Genomic DNA, 13038 nt, shown 5'->3' with positions numbered 1-13038 from the left:
GATAGTCCGAAGCAGGCATCGACGGGGTATGCTCGCTGCTGTGCAGCACCTTAGAATGTTGCTTTCAATGGAACCGCTCAATCGCTTCGAATTTCCCCTTGCCAAAGCAGAGTACTTGTTGAATTACACCACCGCATCAGGAAAAGGTGGCGACAAGCAAAATTTTTGGCGGGTGTTAATGGGTTTTGATTCTGCTGTCGAAATTCAAGCGGCTATTTTGGCGCAGATCTCCTCGGATCTTTTGCAGCTGCAAAGCCAAAATGACTTCGGTGTACTCTATCGCGCCTATCTTCGTCTTACGGGACCCTCGGGTCTTTCGCGACGAATTCGGACGATCTGGATTGTTCGTTTTGAAGAATCCGTGGCTAGATTTGTTACAGCGGTACCGCAACGCACAGGAGAGTCGGGTGAGTAAGTATTCGCTGTTTGATGCCGTCAGGCTTAAAGAATCCGTAGTGCTCGCGGAAGGAGGAACAGCTGGAGCAGGAACTCCTGGAGCGATCGTTGAAATTTTCGAGGACGGCAAAGCCTACCTTGTCGAATTATTCGGCAATTGGGTCAAATATGATTCTCAAGGACAACTTGCACCTGCCCATCCGGATGAGCTCAATGTATTTCAAGAGACCCTTGGTGTAGAACTGGCCTATCCTCACCAGCTTCAGCTGATTGCACCGGCAGCGGAGGCCGCCGGGGTGCGCACCCGGTTGGCGGTGCTACTGGACAAGCTTCCAGAATCGCTACTACTGCAAGTGCACGATTTTGCCGATTTGCTGAATCAGCAGCGGATTGCTGACAAATCCTCGTGATTTTGCGGCATTGGGACAATCTTGGACAGAAAGCCCAGCGGCGCGCCCTATGAAGGTTGAACGGCTGGTGGCTGGAGCGCCCCCAACTGCTGCATCAAAGCCAGATCGTCGCGCACCGCCCAGTGCTCCGCCAGTTTGCCGCCTTCGACCCGCAATATGTGCATCTGCTGCTGCCGAAACGCCCTGCCCGTGGGGGGCAGGCCCAGGATGCTCCCGGTGTGGGTGCCGCTGAAGGTGCAGCGCATCGCCACTTTGTCGCCCTCGGCAAAGAGGTCTTCGATGGCGTGGTGGTGATCCGGAAAGCCTTCGGTGAGCATGCTCACCACGAAGCGGATCCCGGAGGGACCGACCGAGGGTACCCCCGGCGGGGTGGCGTGGTTGATCCCGTCCGGCGTCACCAGTTCATCCGCCAGCGCCAGGTTGCGGCGGTTGAAGACTTCTTCGTAGAACTTGCGGACCAGGGCTTTGTTGGCCTCGGCGGACATGGGCGCCTCCCAATGACATTCGTTAAAAGTACGCGCCCGCCCCCCGACAGGTTCGCGCCCTGGCGGAGACACCGGAGAATGTAGTACGCTGGTAGTATGTCGCACGGATGCGACGTTCGTTCGAAAGTAGGTGGGCCATGTTGATCGACACGATCAAAGCGGACAGTCTCGAAGCGCGCAAGCGCAACAGCCGCGAACCCGGGGTGCACGCGCTGCGCGCCAATTTGCTCGGCACGTTGTTTGCCGAGGCGGCCAAAGTCGGCAAGGACGCGGGCAACCGGCCGAGCGCCGACGAAGAGGTGATTGCCGTTGTGCGCAAATTCCTCAAAAACCTGGACGAGACGATCGCTGCCCTCGAAAAAGCCCACAAGGACACCACCCTCCAGCGCTCCGAAAAGGCGATCTTAGAGAGCTACCTGCCGCGCCAGATGGACCGCGCCGAGTTGACGGCGGCGGTAGAGCAGATTGCAAGCACCCTGGCCGACCGCTCGCCCAGGGCGATGGGCGAAGTGATGAAGCAGCTCAAAGAGCGCCACGGCGGCCAGTACGACGGCAAGACCGCAAGCGAAGTCGTCCGCGCCGTCTTGCACTCGGAGGTCGGTAGATGAGCGAGGAGCGGACCTTTATCAAGCTCGACCAGTTTTTGAAACTGGTGGGCGCCGCCCAGACCGGCGGTCAGGCGAAGATCCTGATTCAAGAGGGTGAGGTACTCGTCAACGGCGCAGTCGAGACCCGCCGAGGCCGCAAACTGCTGGCAGGAGATCAAGTGACTCTTGCGCAGATGAACTATACGGTCCAACTGAATGAATCCAGCCCGTAGCCAAAATTGGTTTGAGGTTTGACACCTGACAGTTGGCTGGGCACGACAGTCTGTGGAGCGAGAGGTGGAACCCCCTTCGGGTTCCCCTCTCGCGCTCTCCCCCTCCCCGCGTCGAGGGGCTGCCGGCCCCCCGACACCCCCCGGACTTCAGGGCACGGTTGGGAACGAGCATTGGTGGGTGGGATGGGCTTATGCTTCCAGGGCCTGCACGATGCGTGTCGACTGCGGCGGAGAGTATGGCTGGTCGCTGGGCTACAAATGTATCAAGGAGTGAGGCAGCTTAGGTATAGGGTGCACGAAACCCGATAGGCAACTGTTTTTCCCTGACACCTGGCACCTGACGCCTAAAAAATTAAGCAACCGCATCGCCTTCGCTCTCAATCCTCCGCAAGAATGCGGTAGATCTCGCGGCGGGAGCGCTCCAGCACCTCGCGCACTTTGTCCACCCGCCCCTGGTTGCCGGGCCGGGCGGTTTCCATCACCGCCGCCGCCAGGCCCAGCATGGCGTCTTTGAGTTCCATCAGCGCCCCCACAGCCTCCGTCCCCTCAGCAGTGCCCCGCTTGCGCCGGCTCGAATTTTGCCCTTCGACCAGCAGTTGCCTGCCGCTGTCGGTGATCGTGTAGACGCGCTTGCCCTCCAGCATTTCGCTGGTAAGATAACCGCCTTCTTCGAGCAACTGCAGCGTCGGGTAGACCGAACCGGCACTCGGGCGATAAAAACCGCCGTGGCGCCTCTCCAGTTCTTTGATCAGTTCGTAGCCGTGGCGGGGCTGCTCCGCCAACAGCTCCAGCAGCAAATATTTGACGTCACCGCGGCGGGTGCGCGGCTCGTCGCCAAAATTCCACGGCCCCCCAAAGCCGAAGGCATTCGCAAACTTGGTCCAGTCCGGCCCGCCGCCGCGACAATCGCGCCGGCTTGCAAATTCAAATGAAAATGGCCACCCCTGCGAGAACATAGCTGTGCCCCTTTGCTCCAGAGTCCTCCCAAGCTAGCACAGCTAAAACCTATCGCGATATATCGTTTCAGCAGATGCCCTCAGGGCGCCTGAAACTTGCAATGGTCCTTCTTGGTGCGGCCCAGATCAATCGAGTGGCCCTGACGGCTGGCCGACCAGCGCTTCGAGTTCACCGAGCAGCGGCTGAATCTGGACGTCGTAGAGGATGCGGCGGGCGTCAGCGGCGGCAAGGCGGTGTTCGAGGTCGTGTTTTTGCTGTTGGAGTTGCTCGCGGCGCTGCTCCGCCTCCCCCAGGCGCTGGGCAAGCCGTTCGCGCTGGTGTGGTCCGTCGCCCAGCCGGGCCAGATGTCGCTCGCAGGCGGTCCGCTCGCGTTCAAGCCGCCGATGCTGGCGGTCGATGGATCCGGCGAGATTCGCCCAGTGCTCCTGGGCGCGTCTTTGAGCAATTTCCAGATGCTGGCGCTCCTCGATGTCGAGATGCCCGTCCGCGATAAGCCGTTCGGCAAGCGCCGCCTGGTGGGCCTTGCGCTGCGACAGTTCCGCCTTTTGGGCGCTCAGCAGCTGTTCGCACTCGTCGCTTTGCCTATGGTCCAGCCGCTCGCAGGCGGCCAGCCCCTCGCTCAGCAGCTGGATCTGCTCGAGAGTGTCCTGCCATTGCCGCTGCCAGAGGTGCCGCTCCTCAGCAAGCGGCACCTCGGCCGCACCCTCGGCCCACAGCTGCTCCAGGGCGCGGCGCAACCGCCGCACCACCGCTTCGCCTCCGGGCAGCGGGCGCGGGTCAGGGTCGAGGAGATTGCCCGGTGCGGTGTGGCGGCGGGACAATTCCTCGCTCTGCAGCGCCAGCGACTCTCGCCAGGCGGCAATCTCCTCAGCCTGGGCGCGCAGATTCTCCCGGCAGTGCGCCATACCGACCAGCAGCGCCGTCAGCGGTGCGTCGGCCGCCTCCAGGCGCTCCACCCGGCCGGCCGCATCGATGTGGGCGAGCACCAGCGCGCCGGGGGCAAAGCGGCCAGCCGCCCCACAGCCCACCTCGCCCTGGGCACTCGCCCAGCAGTACTCGTCCAGTTCCTTGGCCAACAGTTGCAGCGCCCGCTGCTCCAGAAAACCTTTGCGTTGAACGCTTGCCAGGTAGCGCACGGCAATCCCCATCCTCAAGGACCGCCACAGTCTACCCGGCCGCTCCCCGGACGCCCAAACCGCCGCCGCGCGGGGGCGACGGGGCTGTGCGGCGGTGTGTGGCGCACGCGCAGAAGGGCAACCGGCAGAGCCGCCGCGCCAAGATAGACCGCAGTTCGACCTGACGGGGAAGGGCCATGCGAGGCGATTTGCACGACATCGACATCCGCACGCTCATCGAGTGGCTGGCTGCCCGGCGCTCGACCGGCGAACTGCTGGTGGGCGCTCCCGACGACCGCTTCTGGTCGGTGTTCTGGGACGGCGGTCGCTTGTGCTCATGTGCCGAGCAGGAGCCTGGACTCCTGCAGCGTCAACTCGACGAACTGGTGGTTCTGGAGGAAGGCTGGTTTTGCTTCGACGCGGCGGCCGTGCCCCCGTCCGGAGGGCAGGGTGTCGAGGCTGCAGTTTGGCTCGACCGGCTTGCGGCCGGCCCACCACCCTTGTCCCCGGCACCACCAGCCCCCACCGGGCGCGTGGTCTGCATCGACGACAGCACGGCTGTCCAGCGGTGGGTAGCCGATTGCCTGGAGGGAGCCTGCCGTGAAATCCGCGCCTGTAGCGACCCGCTGCAGGGGCTCGCGGTGTTGCGGGAGGCCCCCGCCGATCTTGTGTTGCTCGACAGCGCCATGCCCGGGCTCGACGGACGCCGACTCTGCCGGGTGCTGCGCCGGTTGCCGGGCCTGAACCGCATTCCCGTCCTCTTGATGGTCGACGGCGACGAGCGGACCGAGCAGGCCCATGCCCGGCTGTGCGGCGCGGCGGCGGTGCTTGCCAAACCCTTCAGCCGGGGTGTCCTGCGCTCGCTGGTGGCGCACTGGCTGCCCGGTGCACCGCTAGGCTAGAAAATCAGCACCTCGCGGTCATAGTTGAGCGGTTGCGGCTCGACCTCCCAGACCAGGCCGTCTCCAGGTTCAAGCCGCACATCGATATACAGTTCGTCCACCGCCGTCTGGGCCACATCTTCGTTGTTGGTGAACGGCTGCAGATCCTCGGTGAGCAGCCTGAGCTTCAAGCCGCCGGGGATACGGCCGGCCAGATTGCGCAGCTCAAAGCGCCAGGTATGCTCTTGCTCTTCGTAGAGCGGATAGATGCGCAGTTCGTAGGGCTGACCGGCGACAACCATCTGGCGCACCAGCGTCCGGCCCGCCATCTGATGGCTGCTGCGGCCCCCCGCCTGGGCGGTGCGCAACTGCCAACCCTGGCTGTGGCCCAGCTCGCTCACCCCCCGGCGCAGCCATTCGCCGATCGACCACTGCCCGGGCAGGCCCACCCGTTGCTCATAGAGCCGCTGGCGCCAGCCGCCGTGGCCGACAAGCGGCGCCCAGCACTCCTCAAAGGGCACCTCCAGCCGGGGAAAGGCCACCTCCGCCCTGCCGAGCCGTTCGATCAAGTTGCGGGCCTGGGTGAGCGAGAGTGAGCCCAGGGGCGCGGGTCGGCTCTGCAGGGGTACCTTGAGCTGCTGGGCCGTCCAGATGGTATGCAACTCGGGATGGATGTCGCAGCCGGCCAGGCAGTAGGTGCGGTCGGCGTCGTCGCGCTGGGCGCATTTGAGCAGCCGGGCGCGGCTGACGTAGCCCCAGACGCCCACCAGTTCGCGCTCGCAGTCGACTTCTACCGGCAAATAATAGTCTGCCGCCCACTCGGGGATATCGACCCATTCGCGTGGGATGCGCACTTCTTCGCGGTCGACCTGCTCGGTGGGAATGCACACCAGCCGCATCTGGCCGCAGGTGATCGCGGTGCCGTTGAGAAATTCGTGGAAGTTCGCCAGGGCTTCCACCGAAGGCCAGACCCGCGCTCCAGACTCAAAATCTTCCTGAATCCAGGCAAGAACGGTCGTTTGGGCCAGTCGATTGAGATAGGCATTCCAGCGGGCACCGGCGTGGGAGAAGGCGCGCAGCTCCAGGTCCAGCGCCGCCGTGGGAATTTCAAGCCAGAGGGTCTGCGGACACAGCACAGCAGGGTCGATGGTCACAACAATTTACTCCCCTTCGTCGGAAGGTTGGAAATGCATCTGAAGCCACTCTTCGAGCAGTCGGTTCATACCTTCCACTACATCCAACTCCAGAGAATCATGCAGCTTTTGTTTGGCCCACTGGCCCAGGGCGGTGGCCAGTTGCTTTTTAGCCCGGTTCATCCAGCGTGAGACCGTGTACTGCTTGATGCCCAGCTGCTCGGCGATCTCTTGCTGGTTGAGCTGCTCGCCGTAATACAGTTCGAGTACCCGCTGCAGGGGGGTTTCGAGCACTGCGAGCGTCCCCACCAGCACCGAGCGCAGTTGTAGCCGAAAAGCCTGTCTGTAAGCTTCCTCCTCGCGCTCGCCCGCAGCGTCGAGGGGATTCAAGTCGGGGTCCCGCAGCAACTCGATGCCGTCTCCTTGCTCGTCGGTACTTCCGACGCCAATCGAGAAGTTCTCGGGTGTGAGCATCTGACGTAGGGCTTTGGCGCTCAGTTCGAGCCATTCTCGAAACTGCCCGGCTGCCGCCGGCTGGTGTAGCTGCGGCTCTCGGCGTACCGTGTACAGCCCGGCCATGCGCTGCCAATCTTGCTCGACGGGCGGCTGCAGATGGCGGGTGCCCGCCGGGGGCACCGGCACGTAGGTGTCTTTGTAGCAGCGGCAGGCGAGCAGAAAACTCTTGATCTGCCGCTCGTCGTAACCTTGCCGCTGTAGGGCTTCTTCCAGGCGCTTGAGGCTGTACTTGCGCAACAGCGACCAGGTCGTGCACACTTCCGCCTCGTGAAATTCGCGCAAAGCTTTGTAGAGGATATTGCGAAAGACGCGGGTGGCAAAGCGCTTCAGATCGCTGCCCCGCGCCGGATTAAAGCCTTGCAGCACCAGATCGACATTGGCCACGGCCGTCTGGCAGAGATCCGTGAGGGTCAATTGCCGGTGGAAGCCCGCCCGCACGAACCGGGCCGACCAGTAGGCCGGCTCGTACAAAAACGCAATCAGATGGGCGCGGGCAAAGCGGTCCTCGCCCCCCCTCCAGCGCTCAAACCAGAACAAGCACCACTGCTCGACAGACTGTACTCCGGCGGGTTGCCTCTGCAGATGCGCCTCCATATTGCGCCGCAACTCGCCATCCACCCGCCAGCCGATCCACTGGCTGTCGTCCAACATCGCGTAGGTGCAAAACACCTGAACGATCTGTGTACGCGGTTGCATGGGTACCCCCGGAATGGGACAGGACTGAGAGCGGCAATGGGGCGGCAGGAGCCTACGGCATCAGGCCGTACATTCTATCGGAGAAAGCCGAAATTAAGAAACGATCGGTCACGAATGGTTAACCCGGCACTCTGCCTGCATAAATCTTCAAACCCGGCGCTAAATGAACACAGGAGGCTTCGGTTCCCTCTTCTGGTGTGCCAAGCCGGTCCTGCAGTTGCCTGCAACCCGCGCGTCGGGTCGGCCCCCCTTCCGCTTCCCTGGCCTCGGCGCAATGATTGGCGCGGTTGCAAGTGCTGCTTTTTATCCCAGGCCCATCGATATTCAAAGCAAGTTTTCGAACCACCCAATAGTCAAGAAAAAACTCCGACCGTAGGGTCGGGGTTTTTGGCTTTTGTTGTGGCACCTTAGCGCAAGCTGACGCGGTCCCTGTCGGCAAATTCGACGCTGTAGACGCCGCTGAGTAGGGCGGGCGGCGGTGCGGCGCGGGCGATGCGCTCGCGGGTCACCCGGGTCAGTTGATCGGTGGTGGGCGCGTAGAGGTCGGTGGTGAGCTTCGGGTAGAGCCCGATGCCGAAGATGGGCACCAGCAGGCTCGCGATGATAAAGACCTCCCGCGGTTCGGCGTCTACTAGATCTTCTTCGTGCACCACCGCGTGGTTGAGGGTGCCGTAGAAGATTTCCCGCAGCATCGAGAGCAGGTAGATGGGGGTGAGGATGACCCCAAAGGCGGCGAACAGCACCACCAGGGCCTTGAACTGGAAGCTGTAGGCGTCGGTGGTGGCCATGCCCACGAAGACCATCAACTCGGCCACGAAGCCGCTCATGCCGGGCAGCGCCAGCGAAGCCATCGAGCAGGCGGTGAACATCGCGAAGATCTTGGGCATCTTGGGGGCGATGCCGCCCATCTCGCTGAGGATCAGGGTGTGGGTGCGGTCGTAGGTGGCCCCGACCAGGAAGAACAGCGACGCGCCGATCAAACCGTGGGAAATCATCTGCAGCATCGCGCCGCCCATGCCGATTTCGCTGAGCGAACCGACGCCGATGAGCACAAAGCCCATGTGCGAAATCGACGAGTAGGCGATTTTGCGCTTGAGGTTGCGCTGGCCGAAGGAGGTCAAGGCCGCGTAGATGATGTTGACGATCCCCAGCACGATGAGCAGGGGCGCAAAGAGCTGGGTGGCTTCCGGGAAGAAGCCGACGTTCATGCGGATGAGCGCGTAGCCGCCCATCTTGAGCAGAATGCCCGCCAGCAGCATGTGCACTGGAGCGGTCGCTTCACCGTGGGCGTCCGGCAGCCAGGTGTGCAGCGGGAAGATGGGCAGCTTGACCGCGTAGGCAATCAGCAGGCCCAAAAAACAGAGATTCTGAAAAGTCGGGTCGTAGTTCTTCGCGGCCAGTTCGACCATATTGAAGGTGCGCAGGTCGCCGTAGAAGTACATGGCGAGACCGACCACCAGGATAAAAAGCGAACCGACGGCCGTGTAGAGGATGAACTTGGTGGCCGCGTACAGCCGCCCCTTGCCGCCCCAGATGGCGAGCATCAGGTAGACCGGCACCAGTTCCAGTTCAAAGAACAGGAAAAACAGCACCATGTCCTGGACGGCGAACACGCCCACCATGCCCGCGAGCATGGCGAGCATCAAAAAGTGGAACATGCGTGGCCTGAGGGTCACCGGCCAGGCGGCGAGGGTGGCCAGGGCCGTGATGAAGCCCGTGAGCAAAATCAGCGGCATCGAGAGGCCGTCGGCACCCACCGACCACTCCAGCCCAATCTGGGGCATCCAGCGGTAGCGTTCGGCCAGCTGGATGTCCGGATTGCTCAGGTCGTAGCTGGTAAAAAAGGCGGCCACCATCAGGACAAAGTCCACCAGACAGACGGCAAAGCTGTACCACTTGACCTGCTTTTCGGGGATGAGGGGCACCGCGAGGGCCGCCACCAGGGGCAAAAGAATGATGACAGTCAACCAAGGAAACATGTTTTGCACCTGTGCTTAGAGAAGGCCGAGCACGGCGACAAGGCCGAGCAGCGAACCGAAGATGATGAGCACATAGAACTGGGCGCGGCCCGACTCGAAGTACTTGAGCCCCTCGCCCGCAAGCAGCGTCGTGAGGCCCGAGAAATTGACCACGCCGTCGACACCCTTTTGATCGACTTGCAGGGTGCCGCGGGCCAGAAGGCGCGAGGTCTTGACAAAGGCCTGCTCGTAGAGCCAGTCGAAGTTCCACTTGTTGATAAAGAACAAGTAGACCGCTTCGAAGCGGCGGGCGATCTGCCCCGGCAGTTCCGGCCGCAGGATGTACAGATAGTAAGCGAGGGCGATGCCGCCCACCGACAGCAGCGTCGAGGAGCCGGCAATCAGCAGGAAGTGGCCCAGCTCGAAGGTATGTTTGGCGCCGTGGTAGCCGCTGCCCTCCTCGAGAAAGTGGCCGAAGGCGTTGTCCCAGGGCAGACCCACAAAGCCGATCAAAATCGACGGCACCGCGAGCACCACCAGCGGCAGGGTCATCGACCAGGGCGACTCGTGGGGCGTGCCGCCGTGGCCGTGTTCCTCGCCGTGCTCGTGGCCCTCACCGTGGCCGTGGGCCGCCAACTCATCGGTGTGCATCGCCCCGGGACCGAAGCTGGGCAGACTGCCAAAGCCGCGCACGACCCCTTCTCTATCGACGTTCTGCCGCCAGGCGCGCACCGCCGTAAGGGCCGCCGCGTTCTCGCCGCGGTAGGCTCCTTCGAAGGTCATAAAGTACATGCGGGCCATATAAAAGGCGGTGATCGCGGCGGTGAACGCCCCGATACCCCAGAGCACCAGGCTGTGATCGAAGGTGGCGCTCAAGATTTCGTCTTTGGACCAGAAGCCCGAGAAGGGCGGAATGCCGCTGATGGCGAGCACGCCAATCAAAAAGGTCGCCGAGGTGATGGGCATGTACTTGCGCAAACCGCCCATCAAACGCATGTCCTGGTTGTCGTGGACTCCGTGGATCACCGAACCGGAACCCAGAAACAACATCGCCTTGAAGCAGGCGTGGGTGACCAGGTGAAACAGGCCCGCCCCGTAGGCGCCCACCCCCATGGCCATCATCATGTAGCCCAGCTGGGAGATGGTCGAATAGGCGAGGCCCTTCTTGATATCGTTTTGGGTGATGGCGATGGTGGCACCGACAAAGGCGGTAACGGCACCCGTCCAGGCGATCACCTCGAGCACCCCCGGCACCTCGGAGAAGACCGGAAAGACGCGGGCGACCAGGAAGACCCCCGCCGCCACCATCGTCGCGGCGTGGATGAGGGCGGAGATGGGCGTCGGGCCTTCCATCGCATCCGGCAGCCAGACGTGCAGCGGCACCTGGGCGGATTTGGCCATCGGACCCATGAACACCAGCAAACAGTAGACGACCACCAGGGCGAGCGGCACCGCGCCGCTTTCGATGGCGGCCTGAATGGCCGGGGCGAGGCCCGGAAAATCGAACGTGCGGGTGATCGAGTAGACCCCCAAGATGCCCAACAGCAGCCCGAAGTCGCCGACGCGGTTGACGATAAACGCCTTTTGGGCGGCATCGGCCGCCGCCTTCTTATAGAACCAGAAGCCCACCAGCAGGTAGGAGCACATGCCCACCAGTTCCCAGAAGACATAAATCTGGATCAGGTTCGGCGAGACCACCAATCCCAGCATCGAGCAGCTAAACAGGCTCAAATAGCAAAAAAAGCGGACATAGCCGGGATCGTGCTCCATGTAGCCGTGGGAGTAGATCATCACCAGCATGGCGACGCCGGTGACCACCGTGAGCATCGCCGCTCCCAGATTGTCGACCGTAAAGCCCATGGGTACGACGATGCCGCCCATCGCCGCCCACTCAAACTGCCAGGTATACGCTTCGTGACCGCCGACAGCCTGAAACAGAATCAGCAGCGAATGTACGAAGGTGACGGCGAGGGTGCCGATACTCAGTGCCGCCACCGGCAGGCGCTGGCGCTTCGTCCACTCGGGCACCGAGATAAATCCCAGGCCCACCAGGGTCGCCGCCGCCAGGGGCAGCACCGGAATCAGCCAGGCAAACGTGTAAACCCATTCCATGAGACTTTCCTTGTCAAATCCCTGCAAAAACGACCGCACACGGGGTCAATCGCCCGAGCCGGGCAAGTGCAATTCCTTCCGAGAGCTTATTGTAAGCAACCCAATCAAAGGAATCTTTCCGGATGCAGATTTTTTTAACTGGAATGCAATAAAACTTTGCATCTCGGTCGCAACAGCAGGGAGTGCCTTTCCTGGAGTGTAGGCAAGCTTCCGGTCCTTTCGAAGCAGCCTTAAGACTCTTTTCAGATACCCTGGATATATTGCGAGATCTTTACAAAAATTCCCGCGGGTAAAGGAGCGTGACATGGCGGTGTTTCGATCGCTCTCGGAGGTGGCGACGCCCTGTGCGGTGGCGCTGGGCAACTTCGACGGCGTTCACCTCGGCCATCAGGCGGTGATCCAGGCGGTCCTGGGCCGGGCGGGCATCCCGACGGTTCTGACCTTCGACCCGCATCCGCGCGAATATTTCACGGGCAAAACCGGGTTTTTGCTGGCCCCGGAGCGCGAGCGCACCGCCGCGATTTTGGCCCTGGGGATCGCCCAGGTGCTGGTGTTGCCTTTTGATGAACTACTGGCGGCCACCGAGGCGGGCGCCTTTGTCGAGCAGGTGCTGGTGGCGGGGCTCGGGGCGCGCTTTGTCTCGGTGGGCTGGAACTTTCGCTTCGGCAAGGAGCGCGCCGGCACCACCGAGATGCTCCAGAGCTATGCGCGCGCGGGGGCGTTTGATATCGAGATTCTGGCGGAGCGGCAGGTAAGGGGCCGGCGCGTCAGCAGTTCGGTGATTCGCGAAGCTCTAGGTTGCGGCGATCTCGATCTGGCCCGGTTGCTGCTCGGTCGCGCCTACGGCCTCGAAGGCGAGGTGGTGCGAGGCGATCAGCGCGGCCGTTTGTTGGGATTTCCGACTGCGAATTTGCAGGTGAGCGGGCGCAAGTTTCTGCCCAAGGACGGTGTGTACCTGGTGAGTGCGCGCTGGGGAGTGCAGCAGCGCTGGGGGTTGCTCAATCTCGGGCTGCGCCCCACCTTCGACGGTCTGAAACGCACCATCGAGGTGCATGTGCTCGATTGGGAAGGCGATCTGTACGGCCAGCACATCAAGATCACCCTGGAACGCTACTTGCGCCCTGAGCAAAAATTCGGCTCGCCGGGCGAACTGGTGGCGCAGTTGCACCGCGACCGCGAAGCAGCTCTCAAAGAGATTGCCGGTAACCCGTAGGTGCTTACCGGCGATCGCGCAATTCTTCGATCAAATCCCGCACTGCATCGACACCGCTACGCGCCCAGAAGGCGGACTCGCGGGCGGCCTGGGCAGCTTCGCGGGCGGCTTCTGCCGCTGCCTGGGATGCCCGGGCGCTTTCTGAGACGGCCCGCGTCAGTTCACCCACCATATGCGCCAGGCGCTCGATGTGCCGACTCTGACGCTCCACAACGGCCTCCAGGCGATCCAGACTGCTCTGCTGTCGATCGGCAGCGTCCCGCAACCCCTCAATGCCCGATACCAGACGCTCCAGGCGCAGGTCAATGCTGTCCAAACGTTGTTCCATACCGAACTCAGCCCAGGG

The 13038-nt window shown here is 62.5% G+C and carries 14 protein-coding genes; 6 read left to right on the top strand and 8 right to left on the bottom strand.

All coding sequences use genetic code 11. The features are described from left to right. The first annotated feature begins 28 nt into the window (after positions 1–28). Both GLL_RS01225 and GLL_RS01220 read left to right on the top strand, forming a co-directional pair. The gene (locus GLL_RS01225; protein WP_197530090.1) at positions 29–415 is read left to right on the top strand and encodes a DUF6883 domain-containing protein; all 387 of its coding nucleotides are present in this window, start codon (positions 29–31) and stop codon (positions 413–415) included. Further along, complete coding sequence (locus GLL_RS01220; protein ID WP_164928469.1) at positions 408–806, top strand: hypothetical protein; 399 nt, start codon at positions 408–410, stop codon at positions 804–806. The genes GLL_RS01225 and GLL_RS01220 overlap by 8 nt, the downstream gene beginning before the upstream one ends. A 47-nt stretch (positions 807–853) precedes the next feature. Here GLL_RS01220 and GLL_RS01215 read toward each other — a convergent pair whose 3' ends face one another. After that, positions 854–1291, bottom strand: a complete 438-nt coding sequence (locus tag GLL_RS01215; RefSeq protein ID WP_164928468.1) for an ester cyclase — start codon at positions 1289–1291, stop codon at positions 854–856. A 137-nt stretch (positions 1292–1428) separates the two neighbouring features. Here GLL_RS01215 and GLL_RS01210 point away from each other — a divergent pair, with 137 nt between their 5' ends. Together GLL_RS01210 and GLL_RS01205 are read left to right on the top strand one after the other, a co-directional pair. Next, entirely contained in the window at positions 1429–1899 is a 471-nt protein-coding gene (locus tag GLL_RS01210; RefSeq protein WP_164928467.1) for a GatB/YqeY domain-containing protein, read from the top strand. Continuing rightward, entirely contained in the window at positions 1896–2111 is a 216-nt protein-coding gene (locus tag GLL_RS01205; RefSeq protein ID WP_011140229.1) for an RNA-binding S4 domain-containing protein, read from the top strand. Before GLL_RS01210 ends, GLL_RS01205 begins: the two co-directional genes overlap by 4 nt. A gap of 377 nt (positions 2112–2488) precedes the next feature. Here GLL_RS01205 and GLL_RS01200 read toward each other — a convergent pair whose 3' ends face one another. Then, positions 2489–3067 carry a PadR family transcriptional regulator gene (locus tag GLL_RS01200; RefSeq protein ID WP_011140228.1) on the bottom strand — a complete coding sequence of 193 codons (579 nt, stop codon included), beginning with the start codon at positions 3065–3067 and terminating at the stop codon, positions 2489–2491. 126 nt (positions 3068–3193) lie between these two features. After that, a complete protein-coding gene (locus GLL_RS01195) occupies positions 3194–4204 on the bottom strand; it encodes a hypothetical protein (protein WP_164928466.1) in 1011 nt (336 codons plus the stop codon). 176 nt (positions 4205–4380) lie between these two features. On the opposite strand from GLL_RS01195, the gene GLL_RS01190 reads away from it, so the two are divergent. Continuing rightward, a complete protein-coding gene (locus GLL_RS01190; RefSeq protein ID WP_011140226.1) occupies positions 4381–5085 on the top strand; it encodes a response regulator in 705 nt (234 codons plus the stop codon). Here GLL_RS01190 and GLL_RS01185 read toward each other — a convergent pair. The 4 genes from GLL_RS01185 to GLL_RS01170 form a co-directional block, all read right to left on the bottom strand. Further along, a complete protein-coding gene (locus GLL_RS01185; protein ID WP_011140225.1) occupies positions 5082–6218 on the bottom strand; it encodes a DUF1822 family protein in 1137 nt (378 codons plus the stop codon). The genes GLL_RS01190 and GLL_RS01185 overlap by 4 nt on opposite strands. A 6-nt stretch (positions 6219–6224) precedes the next feature. Beyond that, a complete protein-coding gene (locus GLL_RS01180) occupies positions 6225–7409 on the bottom strand; it encodes a sigma-70 family RNA polymerase sigma factor (RefSeq protein ID WP_011140224.1) in 1185 nt (394 codons plus the stop codon). A 407-nt stretch (positions 7410–7816) separates the two neighbouring features. Next, entirely contained in the window at positions 7817–9388 is a 1572-nt protein-coding gene (locus tag GLL_RS01175; protein ID WP_231848301.1) for an NAD(P)H-quinone oxidoreductase subunit 4, read from the bottom strand. A 15-nt stretch (positions 9389–9403) separates the two neighbouring features. Next, the gene (locus GLL_RS01170) at positions 9404–11479 is read right to left on the bottom strand and encodes an NAD(P)H-quinone oxidoreductase subunit 5 (protein WP_011140222.1); all 2076 of its coding nucleotides are present in this window, start codon (positions 11477–11479) and stop codon (positions 9404–9406) included. A 304-nt stretch (positions 11480–11783) separates the two neighbouring features. Between GLL_RS01170 and GLL_RS01165 the strand changes: the two genes are divergently transcribed. Beyond that, the gene (locus GLL_RS01165; protein ID WP_011140221.1) at positions 11784–12692 is read left to right on the top strand and encodes a bifunctional riboflavin kinase/FAD synthetase; all 909 of its coding nucleotides are present in this window, start codon (positions 11784–11786) and stop codon (positions 12690–12692) included. Positions 12693–12696: 4 nt separating this feature from the next. Here the strand turns inward: GLL_RS01165 and GLL_RS01160 are convergent, their stop codons facing one another. After that, the gene (locus tag GLL_RS01160; RefSeq protein ID WP_011140220.1) at positions 12697–13020 is read right to left on the bottom strand and encodes a hypothetical protein; all 324 of its coding nucleotides are present in this window, start codon (positions 13018–13020) and stop codon (positions 12697–12699) included. Between the last annotated feature and the right edge of the window lie 18 nt (positions 13021–13038).

It is taken from the genome of Gloeobacter violaceus PCC 7421, from assembly GCF_000011385.1.
GTDB lineage: Bacteria > Cyanobacteriota > Cyanobacteriia > Gloeobacterales > Gloeobacteraceae > Gloeobacter > Gloeobacter violaceus.
Note: the sequence above shows the minus strand (reverse complement) of the source record. Positions and strands in the feature narration are given on the sequence as shown.